Source organism: Thioclava sp. 'Guangxiensis', assembly GCF_045348365.1.
In the GTDB taxonomy this organism is placed as follows: Bacteria; Pseudomonadota; Alphaproteobacteria; order Rhodobacterales; family Rhodobacteraceae; genus Thioclava; species Thioclava kandeliae.
In genome coordinates this window covers 1,764,388-1,780,290 of the sequence record NZ_CP155822.1, presented here as the reverse complement: position 1 = coordinate 1,780,290, position 15,903 = coordinate 1,764,388, and the positions used below count along the sequence as shown (strand labels likewise).

16 protein-coding genes are annotated in these 15,903 nt (G+C 65.2%); all 16 read right to left on the bottom strand.

Annotated features, from left to right (window positions below; all coding sequences use genetic code 11):
• Complete coding sequence (locus tag ABEB22_RS08835) at nt 1-1,047, bottom strand: pyocin knob domain-containing protein (protein ID WP_406870101.1); 1,047 nt, start codon at nt 1,045-1,047, stop codon at nt 1-3.
• Nucleotides 1,047-1,961, bottom strand: a complete 915-nt coding sequence (locus ABEB22_RS08830; protein ID WP_406870100.1) for a hypothetical protein — start codon at nt 1,959-1,961, stop codon at nt 1,047-1,049. Before ABEB22_RS08830 ends, ABEB22_RS08835 begins: the two co-directional genes overlap by 1 nt.
• Nucleotides 1,958-8,023, bottom strand: coding sequence for a hypothetical protein (locus ABEB22_RS08825; protein ID WP_406870099.1), 6,066 nt, complete (start codon nt 8,021-8,023; stop codon nt 1,958-1,960). The genes ABEB22_RS08830 and ABEB22_RS08825 overlap by 4 nt, the downstream gene beginning before the upstream one ends.
• Nucleotides 8,024-8,148: 125 nt before the next feature.
• Nucleotides 8,149-8,406, bottom strand: coding sequence for a hypothetical protein (locus ABEB22_RS08820; RefSeq protein ID WP_406870098.1), 258 nt, complete (start codon nt 8,404-8,406; stop codon nt 8,149-8,151).
• Nucleotides 8,403-8,609, bottom strand: a complete 207-nt coding sequence (locus ABEB22_RS08815) for a cold-shock protein (protein ID WP_406870097.1) — start codon at nt 8,607-8,609, stop codon at nt 8,403-8,405. Before ABEB22_RS08815 ends, ABEB22_RS08820 begins: the two co-directional genes overlap by 4 nt.
• Before the next feature lie 141 nt (nt 8,610-8,750).
• Nucleotides 8,751-9,014, bottom strand: a complete 264-nt coding sequence (locus ABEB22_RS08810; protein WP_406870096.1) for a hypothetical protein — start codon at nt 9,012-9,014, stop codon at nt 8,751-8,753.
• A gap of 80 nt (nt 9,015-9,094) precedes the next feature.
• Nucleotides 9,095-9,550 carry a hypothetical protein gene (locus ABEB22_RS08805; RefSeq protein ID WP_339112866.1) on the bottom strand — a complete coding sequence of 152 codons (456 nt, stop codon included), beginning with the start codon at nt 9,548-9,550 and terminating at the stop codon, nt 9,095-9,097.
• A 114-nt stretch (nt 9,551-9,664) separates the two neighbouring features.
• Nucleotides 9,665-10,111 (bottom strand): hypothetical protein, encoded by a 447-nt coding sequence (locus ABEB22_RS08800; protein ID WP_406870095.1) that lies wholly within the window; start codon nt 10,109-10,111, stop codon nt 9,665-9,667.
• 3 nt (nt 10,112-10,114) lie between these two features.
• A complete protein-coding gene (locus ABEB22_RS08795; RefSeq protein WP_406870094.1) occupies nt 10,115-10,321 on the bottom strand; it encodes a hypothetical protein in 207 nt (68 codons plus the stop codon).
• A 38-nt stretch (nt 10,322-10,359) separates the two neighbouring features.
• Nucleotides 10,360-10,770: a hypothetical protein gene (locus ABEB22_RS08790; RefSeq protein WP_406870093.1), complete on the bottom strand. Its 411-nt coding sequence runs from the start codon at nt 10,768-10,770 to the stop codon at nt 10,360-10,362.
• A gap of 1 nt (nt 10,771) precedes the next feature.
• Nucleotides 10,772-11,092 carry a hypothetical protein gene (locus tag ABEB22_RS08785; RefSeq protein ID WP_406870092.1) on the bottom strand — a complete coding sequence of 107 codons (321 nt, stop codon included), beginning with the start codon at nt 11,090-11,092 and terminating at the stop codon, nt 10,772-10,774.
• Nucleotides 11,089-11,421, bottom strand: coding sequence for a DUF2190 family protein (locus ABEB22_RS08780; protein WP_406870091.1), 333 nt, complete (start codon nt 11,419-11,421; stop codon nt 11,089-11,091). Before ABEB22_RS08780 ends, ABEB22_RS08785 begins: the two co-directional genes overlap by 4 nt.
• A gap of 90 nt (nt 11,422-11,511) precedes the next feature.
• Nucleotides 11,512-13,605, bottom strand: coding sequence for a head maturation protease, ClpP-related (locus ABEB22_RS08775; RefSeq protein ID WP_406870090.1), 2,094 nt, complete (start codon nt 13,603-13,605; stop codon nt 11,512-11,514).
• On the bottom strand, nt 13,589-15,046 hold the full coding sequence (locus tag ABEB22_RS08770; RefSeq protein ID WP_406870089.1) for a phage portal protein: 1,458 nt from the start codon (nt 15,044-15,046) through the stop codon (nt 13,589-13,591). Before ABEB22_RS08770 ends, ABEB22_RS08775 begins: the two co-directional genes overlap by 17 nt.
• A gap of 5 nt (nt 15,047-15,051) precedes the next feature.
• Nucleotides 15,052-15,255: a phage head-tail joining protein gene (locus ABEB22_RS08765; RefSeq protein WP_406870088.1), complete on the bottom strand. Its 204-nt coding sequence runs from the start codon at nt 15,253-15,255 to the stop codon at nt 15,052-15,054.
• A 23-nt stretch (nt 15,256-15,278) separates the two neighbouring features.
• Nucleotides 15,279-15,887 carry a DUF6456 domain-containing protein gene (locus ABEB22_RS08760; RefSeq protein WP_406870087.1) on the bottom strand — a complete coding sequence of 203 codons (609 nt, stop codon included), beginning with the start codon at nt 15,885-15,887 and terminating at the stop codon, nt 15,279-15,281.
• Nucleotides 15,888-15,903 lie beyond the last annotated feature (16 nt).

Sequence of the window (15,903 nt, the reverse complement as noted above, 5' to 3'; positions counted from 1 at the left end):
TTACTTCCAACGGCCGACAGCGCAAGTGTGCACATATTTCTCAACCGACCCCGATAACGAGGTCGAGCTCCATGGCCGGAAAGGCACCACGGTTGTCGTCGCAGAACCGAATGCCACTCCCGTGATCGATGCCGCCGCCGTCTCTGCAGCGCCACTAACCGATGGGATCGCTGAAAACGCTGCGGGGAAAGTCCAGTTGGAGGAGCTTCCCTGCATGAACAGGGCACCATCGGCAGTTGTCCAAGTATACCCGCTGTGAGAAGAGCGCCGCCAGCAAATCTGCGTCCCATCGACAAAGCGCACATATTCGCCATTGGAGTTTGATCCGCGCTGGAAGAGCGGCTGCACACCATCCGCTGTGGACGACGTTATTGCGCTATCACCGCCATAGACCACGCTCCAAGCGCTCCAAGCGCTCCCATCATAGCTGCGTCGGTATTCGCGCTCGGCGACGGATGCCGGGGAAGTCGCGATGAATGTCTGGGTTTTTACACCCGTATTCCACTCGAGGGTGTATAAGAACCCAGCCATCCCACTTCCGCCCACATAAGGCGAGTTAGTCGCGGAGGGACTGATGGACATCCACATCCCGCTCGGCGCGTCATCGCAATTGAACGAAGAGCTCAATCCATTTGCATTATACGCTTTTCCGAGAATTCCGGCATCACCGACTTTCAGCAGACGATTGGCAGTCGTGTCGTAGTTCGATTGCGTGACACCGGTGCCCGCGAGTAGCGCACCCGACGCCTTCAGCACCCCGCTCTGGCCGATCAGGCTGCGCCCATCCGCCGTCAGATCCGCCATGGCCATCGCACCCGCGCCGGTGAAGTAGGGCAGCTTGTTCGCCGCCCCGTTCAGATGCGCGAAGGCTGCGATATTGTCCGAGGGCACATCGCCGATCATCGTCTCGATCCAGTCGCCCATGCCCTGCATGTACTCGCCCATCACGGGAAACCAGCCGAGGAAGCCTTGAGCCTTGGCTGCAAAGCTCGGGTCGCCGAGGATCGGGGCCTCGTTGGGCGGTGGGGTATAGGTCGGTTTTGCCATCAGGCCACTCCAGTCAGGGTAAGGGTTGCAATCGTGCGCCCGCCGCCCGAGAGCGCGGGGAAGAAGTCATCGGCCACGCCATAGACGGCGAGGGCGAAGGGCGTCATACCATCGCCCGGGTAGAAGTAAGCCGGCGCCCCGCGGGCCTGCTCGAGCGCGCGCTGGATCCGGCGGTTGGCCGAGGAGGCGAAGGCCAGCTGCCATTCGGCCTTGCGGGCGGTGGGGCGTTTGACGATCGAGACATTGCCATAATCATCGGTCTCGCGGCGGGAGTAATCGGTAAAGCCCGAACGCGAGCCATCGAGCACATCGCCCAGATACTCGCCCCGCCCCATGACGATCTCGGCCACCGAGGCCGTGCCGCCCGGATTGGAGATGGTGATCTCGAGCGTGAAGCCCGAGAGCGCGCCCAGATCGACAAAGACCTGCTCGGGATCAAAACTATCCTCATAGGTGAAGAAGTCCGCCCAGCTCTGGATCTGGCTCGTATCCAGCAGATCGGCCGTGCGGTCATAGACCACGCCGCCCCCCGCATCGCGGATCACCACTTGCAGCGAGATCGCCACCAGATCGATAAAGGCGATCGCATCGACCCGCGCGGGAAGCCCCAGCGTATAGGTGATGCTTTCACCCCGCGTGGTGGCCTGCCCCAGCGTGGCGTCAAAGGCCCGCCAGCGATTGGTCGAGCCGACCTCCACCCAGTAATCGCCGGCATTGGTGCCCGAGACCGGATGCACCCCCGATCCCGGGGCGAGGGCCTCATAGATGCGATGGGTGGCGGTCAGGATCACCCGATCGCCCACCGCATAAGAGGTGCCCGAGGCCCATGCGGCATAGTCATCCTCGGCCACATTCGAGGCCTGCATATTCCCCGCGCCCAAAGGCACGGGGATGATCATCAGGGCTTGGGTCATTGCATCTCGGCCTCCCGCCGTTCTTCGATCATGCACAGCTTGCGCAGATCGTTATTGCCGTTCATCTGCAGCTGGCGGGTTTCCTCGCGCAGCTGGCGCATCTCGGCGATCAGGGCGCGCAACAGGGCATCCTCCGCGCGATCGCCCCCCTGCCCGCCTCCACCCGACAGCATCCGGCGGGTCTGATCGGCCGACCAGATCCGGCTCGCCCCCGTGGCCTCGATCTCGGGACCCTTCTCGCCCACGAGCCTGAGCCCGCCCGCGTGATGGCCGCCGCGGGCAAATTGCGGGATCTCGATATCGACGCCGAGATCACGCAGCGCGCGGGCCGCCTCCTGCAGCGAGGTCTCGAGCGCCTGTTCTTTTAGGTCACTCGCGGCCGCCGCATCATTGAGGCGGGTGGCATAGGCCATCGCCTTCTCATAGGCCGTGGTGTTGAGCTGGGCGACGATGGCGTTATAGGTCGCCCGATCCTCCTTCCGGTCGAGCATGACCAGCTGCTTTCTGGTGTCCTGCGCGCTGAAGGTCTTGTTGCCCACCTGATAGGAGGCGAGCGCGGCCAGACCGCCCGAGGACCAGGTCGAGAGCTTGCTTGGCGCCCCCACCGCCTGATCGGGCGTGAAGTTTGCCAGCTGGTCCATCAGGCTGTCATAGCTCGCCTGTGCCGCAGCCACCTGCGCCTGTTTCTGCTGCGCCTTCAGGAGATCGCTCTGCGCAATCACTGCGCTGCAAAGGCTACCTAAGCTCGCACGCAGCCCCACCATGCTGGCCCGCGCGGCCTCCATCGGTGCCTTGACCGAATTGGTCATCAGGCTCGCGAAGGCCGAACTCGGGTCAAAGCGGAAGGATCCGCCCAGTGTGATCCTCCCCGCACTCGCCCCCGAGACGGCTGCCAGCAGGCTCTTCTGCTGGGCGGTGAGCCCCGAGAGATCGACCGTGCCTTTGAGCGTGCGGGTGAGTGTCCCGCTCGCGGCCCTGAGCATGCGGATCTGGTCGCCCGAGAGCGAGCCCAGCCGCACCGTGCCGGCGATGATGCGCGAGACGGTGAGCGCCGCGCTCGAGAGCGCCGCCCGCTGGTCCGAGGTCAGGTTCGAGGCAAAGGCCGCGCGGATGGTGATCGCCCGCGCAGCCGAGGTATTGGCGTTCAGCAGCAGCGCCTTGATCTGCGCCGACTGGTTGCCCGCCAGCACCCCTGTGATCTGCGCGATATAGCCGCCCTGCTGCGCCAGCAGGATCCGGCGTTGATCGGCAGTGAGCCCTTTCGAGAAGGCCGCCTCGATCATCGCGGCATAGCTGCCCTGCCCGGCAAAGACGAGTTTACGCAGATCTGCCGTGATCCCTTTGCCAAAGGCCGCATTCACCGTCACCGCATAGGCGCCGAGATTGCCGAGTGCGAGTCTGACCGCCCGTGCATCGGCTTTCGAGGACAGCGCCACGTTGACCACCCGCGCCAGCTCGCTATTGCCCGCGAGCGCCACCCGCATGGTCTCGGCATCGAGCGTGCGGCCCGTCAGCAGGTTCACTGTCTTCTGCAGCTTGGAGGTCGTGGCCAGCGCCAGAGACCAGACTTTCGCCTGCGGTGTGCGCCCGAGCTGGAAGTCGAGCACACGCGTGAAGGCTTTGGCCGCATCGAGGGCGAGCGATTGCACCCGCCCCGAGGGCAGTGCGCCGGCCACAATGGACAGGCTGCGCCGGAAGCCCGTCGGATCGTCGAGCGCCAGCGCCTGCACTCGAGAGGAGACCAGCTTGCCCGAGACCAGATCGAGGATCCGGCGGAACTCCTCCGCCTCGCCCAGGGCCAGCTTCTGCACGGAGCCCGGGACCGACTGCCCGACGCGGAAGTTGATCACCTTGTCGAGCGCGTCGATATCGTTGAACACGATCGCCCGCAGATCCGCCGGCAGGCTCTGCGCGACCCAGCGGATCGATTTGAGAAGGCTCGAGGCATCCTCGAGCGCCAGCGCCTGCAGGTCCGCGGGCAGCAACGTTCCCGACATATAGCTGATGGTCTTGACCAGCGTATCGGCCGAGGTGAGCGCCAGATCGAGTAGATCCCCGCTGATCTGCCCCTGATCCGCGATCAGGCTGATCGTCTTTACATGTTCCGAGGCCCCCGTCAGTGCGAGCCATTTCTGGTCGGCCGAGAGGTCGGATCGGGTGATGAAGTCGACATAGCGGGTCACGCCCGAGGCACTGTCGGAGAGCATCGCCTTCAGGTAATCGGGGATCTTCGCGTCCTCGACCACATCGATGGCCAGATCGATCTGTTTCTGCAGGCTGGCATAGTTGATCGCCGCGGCCGCCGTGATGGCGCTGTCGAGATCGCCCAATTGCACCTGCAACATATCGATCTGCTCCTCGCTGAGCGCATTGCCGGCCGCCAGATAGTCCCGTGCCTCGGTCATCAGATCGACCTGTGCCTGTGTGAGGCTCGCGATGGCCTCGGACTTTGCCCCCTCGATCTGGGCGATCCCTTCCACCTGCCCCAGATCCGAGGCGACGCGCGCCTGAGCGCGGGCCACATCGAGCGCGCTGGTGGCCGTGGCCGAGACGCGATCGAGATAGGTCTGCGCCACGCCGGTCAGCCCGCTTGTGGCATCGAGATCCCCCGCCCTGGCCGAGGCCAGCGTCGACTGGTAGCGCGCAGCCGAGAAGGCCAGTGCCGATTGCGGCGAGGTCATCGCCGAAGAGGTGCCCCGCATCTCGGCCACGAACTCCGCGATACTGTCAGCGGCCTTATACCAGTTGGTCGCGGCCTGTGCCGAGGCCTGTTGCGCGGCCGTATAGGCGGTGATCGCACCGTCGAGCGAGGTCGAGACCTGCCCGGAGAGCGCCTCGATCTGCGCGGTAAAGGAGGCCACCTGCGGCAGGATCTCGTCAAAGACGCCGGCCATGCCGACCAGCGTCGCCCAGAGCTCCCGCCCGCCTGCAGTGGTCAGATCCATCGCATCGACCAGCGCCCGGTATTGATCGCGCGAGGCCGGCATCGCGAGGCCCATCTCCGCCAGCGCCTCACTGGTCTGGCGGGTCAGCGTGGCCAGACGCTCGCTCTCCGAATAGACGGCGTTATAATAGGAGGTCACCGCCGTGCCGAAGGCCTCATCGCCGCCGAAGAGCTGCGTCAGCTGGCTGGCCATATCGGCGCCGACCAGCCCTGTGGCGCGGAAGGCATTGCCCAGCGTATCCATCGCGGCATTCACCGTTTGCAGGGCCGAGGCCAGACGGTTGATGGTCTCCATCGCCCCCTCGCCCGAGGCCGAGAACGCCTCGAGCCCCTCGATCTGCCCGGCATAGGCATCGCCCAATCCGGTGAGCCTGTCCTGCAGCACCTCCAGCGCCTCGTCTTCCGAGAGCCCCTTGGTGGAAAACTTCAGCTCATAGGCGAAGCCGTCGAAAGCTTCCGCCCCGATATCGAGCGCCGAAGCCGCAGCGGCGATGCTGTCCTGCACGCCATAGACGGCCTGCCGGATCGGATCCGCGATCTCGCTCGAGGCCGCGCTGTAGTTCGTGCGCTTCGATTTGGAGAGCCCCCAGAACTTCGACTTCTCGATCCGTTCATAGGTCTGCACCGTCACATCGCTTCCGCCAATCAGCGCGCGGATACCGGTATCAAGCACTTTGGTCTTGCCGATGAGCCCCGAGATCAGGAAACCCACCGCCGCCACCGGCAGCGCGATCGCGCCCACGGCCGCCGCAAAGCCCGTGAGGCTCGAGGTCGCCCCGCCCAGCACGCCCGTGAGATAGCTGCCCGCCGCGCCGAGGCCACCGCCTGCGCCGGTGAGGCTGGTCACGAGCCCGCTCGCCCCCGAAAAGGCCGCAGACCCCAGCGAGCCCAACGTGCCGGCAAGCCCAAGCCCGCTGGTCGCGATCGACCCGAGGCCGCCGGGCATGACGCCTGCCGCGGAGCCTGCGGCCGCCGCGGCCGTGCCGGCCACGCCCCCCGCACCCGTCACGCCCATCGCCACCAGAATGCGGTTTTTGGCCGCTATCGCGATCATCTGTTTGAGCCAGGTTTTGAACATATCGCCAATGCTCCCCAATGTGGTCCGGAACCCTGTAAAAAGCCCGTCGACCAGCGTGTCAGTCAGTTCGCCCACCAGCGGCAGGCTATCGGCCAGATCGGCATTGAGCTGCGCCATGGCCTTTTGCACTTCCTCGGGCGTGAGGAGTCCTTCCTTCGCCAGAGTGTTGAGTTCGCCCAGCTCGCGGCGATAGCGGTTCATCGGATCGATCAGATCGCGCCAGCGCTCGGCCTCTTTCGCCTGCGCCTTTGCGAGCTTTTGCGCGGCCTTCAGCCCTGCCGTGCCCGCCTTGGTCGACGCCTTTTGCGCCGCGGTCAGCTGATCGAGCGTCGCGAGCTTGTCGGACATCGTCTTGATCTGCGCCTGATCAATGGCGAGCCGCGCATCGGCGGCCAGCGCATCCTCGCCGGCGGCCACCGCCGCATCGCGCCGCGCCTGTGCTTCCAGCTCGAGCCCCGCGATCCGCGTGGCATTGGCCACATTCTGCTTGTTGCGCGTGGCCTCGATCTGCACATCGAGCGTCCTGATCTGCGCATCGAGATTGGCCGAGAAGCCGGTGGCCGCCGCCATGGCCGAGGCCAGACGCTGCGCGGCATCGGCGGCACTGTTGAGCCCCACCGGCAGATTGGCCGCGATCTTCTCCGCCTGCTCGGCATAGCCCGCAAGCCGCAGCGCCTCGATCGCCGTTTGGGCGGCCGCCGAGGCCGCCTCCTGCAGATCAGGCGGAATGCGGCCCGCGCTATCCTTCACCGCCATGAGCACCTGTGTCAGATCCTTGGCCCCTGCCGCCACCTGATCGACATCGCCGGAGTTGATCTTGGCCAGCGCATCGGCCACGCCGCGCGCCTCGATGATGGTCAACCCGAACTGGCTCTGCAGCTGGCGGATGCTGGTCTGCGCCATGGTCAGGAAGTCATCGCGCAACGCGCCGCCGGCCTGACGGGTCGCCGCATCGAACTGGTCGACCTGCGCCACGAGATCGGCGAAGCGGGTGCGCAACGCCGCGGTCGAGGCATCGAGGTCATTCATCGCCTTCAGCTGTGCCAGATCGAGCATGGCGAGGTTCATCTCCCGCGCGGCCTCGGCATTAAGCCCGAACTCCTTGCGCAGGGCGGCCATCGGGATCGCCGCCACATCGAGGGCAGACCGCAGATCGCCGAGCGAGCCCTCGAGATCATCGACCGCCTCGCCCATATCCTTGGCCTTGCGGCCAAAATCCCCGAGCATCGGCAGCACCACCGCGCCCACGGCCACCAGCGTGCCCAAGGCGCTCCCGATCATCGCGAGCTTCCCCGAGAAGCCCAGAGCCCCTAGCAGCTGCGGCGCCTGCATCGCAAAGGCCCGCATCACATCGGTGCCGCCTGCGATCTGCACGAAGAAGTCCTGCACCTGGAAGGAGGCATTGGAGAAGGCGGAGGACATCCGCCCCGAGATCCCGCCCGTGCGCTGCATCACGCCGCTTGTGGCCGAGAGCTGCTCGCCCAGGAGCCGCAGCGTATTGGCCCGCGCGCGATCATCGATCACCCCCGCCGCCTGTGCGGCATTGAGCACCTCCACCGCCTGCCTGTAGCGCTGCGAGCTGGCATAAAGCGGATCGACCGAGGCCCGCAGGCTCTCGTAGCTCCGCGCAGCATTCTGGGCCGTGCGCGCGGCCTCCGCCTGCGCCGCCTCCCCCGCCCGCGCAGCCTGTGCTGCCCGATCGGATGCACTCGCCACGCCCAGATACTTGGCGGCCGCCTGTTCGAGCACCTGATTGGCCGCGCGCTGGCTCGCCACCCCGCTCTCGACAAACCCCGCCACCTGACGCTGGATCTCGCCGTAGCGTTGGCTCGCCGCAAAGGCCGGATCGATCGAGGCGCGGAGCTGGTCAAACGACCGTGCGGCCTTCACCTCCACCGAATTGCGCACCCCCGCCCAGGCCTGATTGATATTGCCCGCCATCTTCTGCGCCTCGGCACTCGCCGCCCGCGCCCCCGACTGGAACTGGCTCAGGTCCAGCCCGAGCCTCGCCTGCATCGCACCCATCTGGCCCATCGCCATGGCACACCTCTTTTGAATGGAAAAAGGGGCAGACCGTGAGGTCCGCCCCTTGGGGTTAGTGCCGCGCGAGGCAGCGATCTTGTAAATCTTTGAAGAACGCCCAGACGGCTCAGCAGCCTGGCTCGTTAACGCGCTGCGTCGCGGGCAAGTCTCGCCGCTTTAAGCCGCGCAGTTTTCTCGGAGCGATTCTTGAGCTCCTCCGCTTGGAGGACCTTGAAAGATGCATCGGTTCTGATGCGCTTTTTGTCGCGGACACGCGCAGCGTCGCTCAGCATGCTCTCAGCGTCGGCGTGGCTTGTCTCCATCGCGCCAGATACTGGCAGTTTCGTCGCGATGACTTCGGTCCGCTCCACCTTCTGGAAAAAATCGTCAGAAGTACTCATAGTTGCACCAGATTGGTTGCGGCCGTACGGCCGTTGCCGTCAGTCTCGATATCAAAGCTGACTTTCTGACCGTCTCTCAGACCGAGCAACCCCGCGCGCTCCAGCGCTGACGCATGGACGAATATATGCCCTCCTCCATCGTCAGGCTCGATAAAGCCGAAGCCTTTCGTACTGCTAAACCACTTCCCGGTTCCATTGGACATTTCCGTGACCTCCCACGAATTGCCGTCTGCGGCATGCGACAACATTCCAGTTTCGAGCTAGGCTGAGCGGTCAAACGAGCAAGAGCATCCAGCCTCTGGCCGTAGAGGAATGCTGAAGGTCTCAAGTGAATTGGCGTAAAACTAGGCAGTTTTAGCACATCTCCCCACGGCCAACGGATCCTCCCCCGCCTGCCGTGCCGCAAAATACCCCGCGCACATCTCGAAGAGGAGTTCCGCCTCCCAGCCTTCGGTGATCCGCCCTGTGGCCTGCATGAAGGCGCTGATCTCGGGCCAGTCGGTGGCGCGCAGATCGAGGCCGGTGGAGCGGACCGGATCGAGGCGGATCATCGCCTCGACCAGATAGCGTCCGGCATCGAGTTCAGGCAGCCCGAGGGGGCGGCCCATGCGCTCGGCGAAGGCCAGCCGGGTCTCTTTCCACGATTTCGGTGTGGAGTGGAGATGGCCCAGCTGGCGGGCATAGGCGATCAGCGCGCGTTTGCGTTTCCCAGATAGCTCTCGCGCTTGGAGGCAAAGGCCAGCACCTGCTCGGCAAAGCTCTTCTCACCCTCCTGGCCGTTGATCATCTGCAGGTTCAGGAACCAGCGCAGATCGTCCTCGGAGGTGGTCAGTGCCGCTTCCCCCCGCGCGATATTCTCGAAGCCGGTGATCAGGGGCACTGCGCCATCGACCATCTGGGCATGGAGATCCTCGAGGGTGCGGGCCTCCTCGCTTTCCTTCTTCGGCTTGTCCTTCAGCTTGGCGCGCTGGACCGCGCGCAGGGCCGATTGCACGGCGCGGCTCTCGGTGCCGCGCACCAGCACCACGCAGGGTTTGGTCCGCGCCTCATCGGCAAAGAGCTCCTCGCCCGAGGCGGGGTCTTTCAGATGCAGGCGGGCGGGTTTGTCAGCGGCCGAGCGGCTGTCGAATTTGGTGAAGTCCATGGGTTTATCCTTCAGGGTTCGGGTTCAAGCAAAAGGGCGGCTGCGGGTGAACCACGCCCGCAACCGCCCGGCTCCGGCGGCAACCCTTAAGCGCCGGAGATCTCTTCGTGTGGCTTAGGCCGCGACGCGCACGAGCGCCGAGTTGATGCGGAACTGGCCAGTCATGCCCTTGGCGGTTGAGGCCGTGCGCGAGCGGTCGCGGATATTGGCGACCTTGGTGTGGAAGTAGATCACCTCGCCATCGGGATCGGTGATCTTCACCGAGACATCCTCATTGGTGTTAGACTTGGCCTTGAGGATCTCCTGCCCCGCATCCGTGTCGCCGGTCAGCAGGAAGGTGAAGTCGCAGGTCCCGCCATCGAGCGCGCCGTTGACGTGCAGCGTGCGGCCCTTGAGCGTGGTCTCGGTGGTGTCCTCCGAGGTGTCCCCGATCTCGCCGAACTCGGTAATCTCGCCCACTTCGGCAAAGCCGGTGAGGGCGCCAAAGCCCGCCGCATCGAGCGTGGCGGGTTTGCCTTCGGCCACTTCAACGGTGGCGCCAATATAGGTGCGTTGGGTCATGGGTTAGCCTTTCTTCTCGGGGGTGGCGCTGGCGGCTTTCGCCTCCGCCGCTATGATGATCGCGCCCGAGCGGATCCGCCCGCCCAGCACATTGCGGTTATCGATCAGATCGAGCACGGCCTGCGGCAGCTCGGTCTCTTTGCCAGCGGGCAGGATATGCCCGCTCGGCAGGGTCAGATCGCTCGACCCGGTATTCTTGACCTTCGGCATTGCGAAGCTCCTTTGTTGTGAGGAAGGATCCCCGCGCCTTACCGGCGCAGGGGTTTGAGATATTGGAGCGTGAAGCTGACGACGGCGGTGCCGATCACCGACTCGCCCTCGCCATTAAGCGTTGTGGTGACCTCCTCGGGCATGAGGGTCACGCGCTGGCCCCCAAACGCCCCCATCACCGCCGCCTTGATCGCCTCGGCATCACGGTCGAGCTGGTCTTCCAGATCATCGGCCCCGAGCCGCTTGATCACCACCTGCAGGAGCACCTCCCGCTCGAAGGAAGCGAGCGTGCCAGGCTTCCCCCGCTCGCGCGGGGTGGCCACGCCCATCACCGGTAGGTCAGTGGCCGAGAAGTTGCCCGCCCAGGCCGAGACCAGCGTGACGCCCGCAAGGTCGGGGGCGCTCGCGAGCGCGGCTTTGGCCAGCTCGCGGAACTGCGTCCGGCTCATGTCAGACCTCCTTCAGCTCGCAGAGGATCAGCGCATCTGCGGCAGGTGAGCCCGAGGGGTGGATCGTGGCGAGGCGATAGATCTTACCCTGCCCCGGATCGATCCGGTCGTCCCGGGCGAGCTCCGGCACCAGATCGCGGCTGACCCGCCATGTGGGCGCGGCAATCACGATCGGGGTGCCGTCTGCGCCCTCGATCTCGATGGGGGCGGCGCGGAAGATCGACTGGATCTCGCGCGGGGCCCCGCCTTTGGGCATGTAGGTGACCACATCGCCAAAGGCCGCGCTCAGCACCCCTGCCATGCCGGCAAAGACACCCGTCACCGGATCGTGCCATCAAGGAGCACGATGCCGATCTCGGACGGATCATCCGCCGCCTCCAGCGCCACGCCCACAAGGCTATTGCCCGAGGCCACCGTGGTCACCACATCGCCCGCGGCCGCCAGATAGATCTTGGCGCCCACCGTCCATGCCTGCGCCGAGGTCTTGGGCAGTTCGAACACGCCGCGCCGGATCAGCGTGACGGGCTCTCCGGTTGCCGCCTTGCCTTGCGCCACCCCCGTGATGGCCCCGATCTTCACCAGCTGGCCCGAGGCCACTGCGGCCTCCGCCGTCAGCGTGATGTTCTCACCCGCTTGCACATATGTCTTCATCGCGATCTCCTTCTCGCATGGGTCGTAAATGACGACGGGCGCCACAAAGGGCGCCCGTTCGTCAGGTCAGTCTCGTTGCCTCACGCCCGATCAGGCGCCCGCATTCTTATAGGTCCCGCGATACTCGACCGCCGCCGCCCCGAAGATGTGGCGGGCATTCATCGTCACCACATCGGGGTTCATCCCGTCGAGCGTCTCCACCGTCGGGGCCTCATAGCCCTCGAGATAGGCGTGCTGGATCGGCGGCATGTCGGAAGAGACCAGATACCAAGCGGTATCCGAGCCACCGGCCGCGGCGCCCAGATGCCCGACCGTCGAGGGCGTCAGCGAGTTCGAGAACGGGTTCACATCCGCCGTCTTGGCCGGGGTGATCGTGGTGATGAACTGCCCCGCCACCATCTCGAGCGCGGGCGGCACGATCAGCCGGTCGGCCTCGATCGAGAGGAAGTCATCGCTGTCTTTCGAGCCGAACGCCCGCTGCTCCCACATCGCCTTGCGCGCGGCGGCAATCGAAGCGACCGAGATCGCCGCTGCGGTGCCCGCGAGATTGCCGTGATCGGCATGGAAGAGCGCCTTACCATCGGATTTGAGCTTGGCGTTATTGCGGAAGAGCGTCCAGACCATGGAGCTTTCCATCAGCCGCGCGGCAGTGGCGAACTCGGTCGGGATACGCTGGAAGGCGCCCATATCGTCATTGATCACCGATTCAAAGGTGAGGTTGATCGTGCGGCCACGGCGCTCGACCTTCAGCCCCTCGGCCTCATCGACGAGACGGGCCTGTTTATACTCGCCATTCTCGCCCACGGGTTTGAGCTGGAAGTCACCGCCGAAGCGCACCGCATGCAGCTCGCGGAAATCGGCGGCCGAGATCGGCGCACCGGTCACCAGCTGCCAGCTCGCCGCGCGACGCTGATAGGCGGCTAGGAGCGTGCGCTTCATCACCTCGGTGGTGATATAGGCAAAATCGCTGACGCCGAGCGCCCCGCCGGTCATGGTGGTGGCCATCATGCCGCGCTTGACCTGTGCCGCCTCATCATAGCCGCGCGTGGCCCCGCCCAGATCCATCGCCATGCGTTTGATCCGCAGCCCGCGATACTCGGCCGCCGGCCCGTCGGTCTTCTTCATCAGCGCCCCGATCATCCCCTCCATGCGGGTGTCGGTCTCGTCGCGAGTGATACGGGCGGGAGAATGACTGCGCGAGGGCGCTTCAGCGGAGGCCATCTGCGCCATGAAGCGGGTGCCGGCATCAACGAGCGCCGTGCCATCATCGATGAGCGCATCGATATCGGCCTGCATCAGCCGGCCCGAACTCAGGAAGGGCGCGGCCATCTCGCGGATGCCCTTCACCCGCGCCCGCTCGGCCGCCACCGGATCGGGCTGCGGGGTGGCCATCCGGGGGGCCGGTTGCGGTGCTGGTGCGAGCGGCGTTTGCGGCGGGGTGCTCATCAACGGTGCCTGCGGTGCGGGCGGCGCCTGGGTCTGGGTATTCGGGGTCGTCATGGTTGCTTCCTTTACATTGGGCATTTGGGGAACACGGGACAGGAGCTGCTCGAAGCTGGCACCTGCGCTCATGAAGGCCGCTCGCGCGGCCTCCATCGTGGCAAATCTTGTCAGGCTGGAGGTGGCAGCGGTGCTGTCCTCGCCCGCGATCCCGTCGGCAAAGCCCTGCGCCACGGCCTCCTCGGGGCCATACCAGGTCTCGGCCTTCATGATCTCGCGGACCTCGTCAGACGTCTTGCCCGAGGCGCTCGCGTAGACAGCCGCATAGGTATTGGCCGAGGCCCCGATCACATCGGCCTCGCGGCGCATCTCGGCTTCCGTCCCGAACACGAAGCCCGACGGATCATGGATCATCAGCTGCGAGCCTTGCGACATCACCCGCTTGGTCCCCGCCATCAGAAGAAGCGAGGCGGCCGACGCCGCAAGCCCCTCGACCACGATGGTCGCCCCGCCCGGATGGGCCGCGAGGATCGCGCGGATCTGCTCGCCCGCCCAGACATGGCCGCCGCCCGAATTGAGCCGAACGGTCACCGGCCCCTCGCCCATGATCTGCAGGGCCTCGCGGACCATGCGCGGCGCGAAGAAGATATCGCTCTCGAGCATATAGCCCGCATAGTCATCAAGCAGCACCGTCCCGCTCAGGATCAGCTCGCCGCCCACGATCAGGTCACTCGCCTTCATCATCTCTCTCCTGTCTCTGTGTGCCCGAGGCCGTTTTGGGCTGGATCGGATCAAGCCCTGCCGCCGCGTCTGCCGCGTGGTCCTGCGCCCGCTCGGCGCGGATCGTGTCGGGATCGCGCCCCAGCTCGCGCTGGGTGCGCTGGCGCGAGTTCAGCCCCGCCTCGACCTCCTCGATCATCGCGGGGATCTCTTTGGTCGGATCGACGAGGATCCGCCGGGGCGGTGTCCAGTCGATGGTGAAGGCAGGAAGCGCCGCCCCCTTGACCGCCAGCCCCTCGCGGAACCAGCGCTCCATGCCGCGGCAGAACTGCCCGATCATCAGCCCGCGCTGCCACATGCGGATCAGCCGGTCCATCTCCATCCGCCCCATCCGGCCCGAGGAGAAGTTCACCCCTTTCAGATCGCCCGCGAGCGCCTCGTAGCTGATGCCCAGACCCATCGCGACCATGCCAAGGCCGCGGCGCATGAACTCGTCATAGCCGTCGATCCTCGGCGGGGTGGTGAAGTTGGGCTTTGCGCCCGCGGGGAGGTTGACCACCGCCCCCGGGGCCAGCTCCTCGAGCCCCGCGCCCGCATTGGCCGGACGGGTGGCCGCATCCTCCCATTCGATCACCACCGCCATCAGCGCGGCCATCTTCTGCTTGAGGATCTGCGCCTCCTGATAATCGCCCAACTCGCCCAGCGTCATCATGACGGGCGCCAGCCACGGCACACCGCGCAGCTGGCCCGCGCGATCAAAGCGGCGGATATGCAGGATGTCGGACCAATGCACCCGCGTGGAGCTGAGAGCCTTGCGGTTCTGCACGGCGCCCGGATGCTCGTTATAGAGGTGATAGGCCTCGATCGCGCCGGTGGGACCATACTCGATCCCCTCCACCACGAGGTTCTTACCATGCGACTGCACCGTCATATCGAGGTAATCGGCCTCGATCAGCTCGACCTGATAGGGCAGTCGCAGCTGCGGATCATGGCGCGGATTGCGCATGCGCCGACGCACCAGCACCTCGCCATCGGCAAAGACCGTCGACATCACGATCCCCTGCATCTCGAAGAGATCATACTCGCCAAGCGCATCGATATCGGGGGTCAAGAGATGCTGGAGCGCCGCCTCCACCCGTGTTTTGTCCTGCCCCTTGCTCTGCCCGCCCTCCATGCGGATCGAGGGCGTGATCCCCTCGCCCACCACATTGGCCACCACCACATCGCGCCCCCGCGCCGCATAGGGGCGGTTGCGGATCATATCGCGCGAGAGATTGCGCAGGCGGGCGCGATGACCGAAGGCCGCCGCATCGGCCGAAGAGCCCGGGGCTTTCCAGCCATAGGTGCGCCGCCCGCGCGAGGCGGCGTCATAGTTCATCAGCTGCGCGGCCCCCTTGCGGGCGCGCATGCGTTTGAGACCCGCTTCAGGACTGAAGAAGGTCACCACACGGTCGATCGGGTTCATCGGTCTCAGAGCCCCCGCAGGGTCTTGGGATAGGTCACCTGGAACGCCCCGGGTCTGGCCCCCGAGAGCTGGTCTTTCATCATCACCAGCGTGGCGCGCATCTCGTCGAGCGTGCGGTATTCCACCCGCTCGCCATTGATCTGCACCACCCGCGCACCGGTCGCGATGGCCCGCTCCATGCGGGTGATGTCAGCTACTGTCCAAGCCATCTCTAACGTCTCCTTTCTTTATGTCAGGTGCTTTGCAGCGCGCCAAGCGCTGCCTCAGCCGAAGGCTTGCGCCCCGCCTGCTGCAGTTCGTAGCCGAAACCGATATGCGTCTTGATGCTCAGATCTGCGGGCAGGGCCGCCCGGATATGCACGATATGGACCTTGATAGCCTTATCGCTCACCTCCGTGCGACAGCGCGTCTCGATCCGGCGCGCCAGCGTCTCGCCCGAAACAGGCCCCTGCGCATGGATCAGGATTTGTAAAATACGGGCAGGCATGGCCTGTAGCCCTAAGCCGTTCTGAATCTCAAGAAGCTCGTAATCATCCTCACCCTTGAGATAGGCCAGCATCTCCTCGGCGCTGCCCTCGAGTTCTTCCGACCAGAAGGTGCCCTCTGTCTCCTCGATCATATGCAAAAGCACCGAGAGCACGATCTTAGCAGAGCGCGCGGACCAACCTCGACGTTGTTCGATCTGTTCGAGCGGTGTCCCTTTAAGAATCACATCATGCAAGAGCCTGAAGCCTGTAGGTGCGAGACGGAAACGGTTAGGGTCTTTGGCAAAACGGGCAGCGGTAAGCACCTGCTGCTCACTTAAATGGCGCGTAGCGCGCAAGCGCAGGATAATTTTCATGAGTATCTCCTTGCGG

Bases quoted from the DNA above. Each gene is read 5' to 3' on its own strand.
- ABEB22_RS08835 (WP_406870101.1), bottom strand. From the start codon at position 1,047: ATGGCAAAACCGACCTATACCCCACCGCCCAACGAGGCCCCGATCCTC.
- ABEB22_RS08830 (WP_406870100.1), bottom strand. From the start codon at position 1,961: ATGACCCAAGCCCTGATGATCATCCCCGTGCCTTTGGGCGCGGGGAAT.
- ABEB22_RS08825 (WP_406870099.1), bottom strand. From the start codon at position 8,023: ATGGCGATGGGCCAGATGGGTGCGATGCAGGCGAGGCTCGGGCTGGAC.
- ABEB22_RS08820 (WP_406870098.1), bottom strand. From the start codon at position 8,406: ATGAGTACTTCTGACGATTTTTTCCAGAAGGTGGAGCGGACCGAAGTC.
- ABEB22_RS08815 (WP_406870097.1), bottom strand. From the start codon at position 8,609: ATGTCCAATGGAACCGGGAAGTGGTTTAGCAGTACGAAAGGCTTCGGC.
- ABEB22_RS08810 (WP_406870096.1), bottom strand. From the start codon at position 9,014: ATGGGCCGCCCCCTCGGGCTGCCTGAACTCGATGCCGGACGCTATCTG.
- ABEB22_RS08805 (WP_339112866.1), bottom strand. From the start codon at position 9,550: ATGGACTTCACCAAATTCGACAGCCGCTCGGCCGCTGACAAACCCGCC.
- ABEB22_RS08800 (WP_406870095.1), bottom strand. From the start codon at position 10,111: ATGACCCAACGCACCTATATTGGCGCCACCGTTGAAGTGGCCGAAGGC.
- ABEB22_RS08795 (WP_406870094.1), bottom strand. From the start codon at position 10,321: ATGCCGAAGGTCAAGAATACCGGGTCGAGCGATCTGACCCTGCCGAGC.
- ABEB22_RS08790 (WP_406870093.1), bottom strand. From the start codon at position 10,770: ATGAGCCGGACGCAGTTCCGCGAGCTGGCCAAAGCCGCGCTCGCGAGC.
- ABEB22_RS08780 (WP_406870091.1), bottom strand. From the start codon at position 11,421: ATGAAGACATATGTGCAAGCGGGTGAGAACATCACGCTGACGGCGGAG.
- ABEB22_RS08775 (WP_406870090.1), bottom strand. From the start codon at position 13,605: ATGATGAAGGCGAGTGACCTGATCGTGGGCGGCGAGCTGATCCTGAGC.
- ABEB22_RS08770 (WP_406870089.1), bottom strand. From the start codon at position 15,046: ATGAACCCGATCGACCGTGTGGTGACCTTCTTCAGTCCTGAAGCGGGT.
- ABEB22_RS08765 (WP_406870088.1), bottom strand. From the start codon at position 15,255: ATGGCTTGGACAGTAGCTGACATCACCCGCATGGAGCGGGCCATCGCG.
- ABEB22_RS08760 (WP_406870087.1), bottom strand. From the start codon at position 15,887: ATGAAAATTATCCTGCGCTTGCGCGCTACGCGCCATTTAAGTGAGCAG.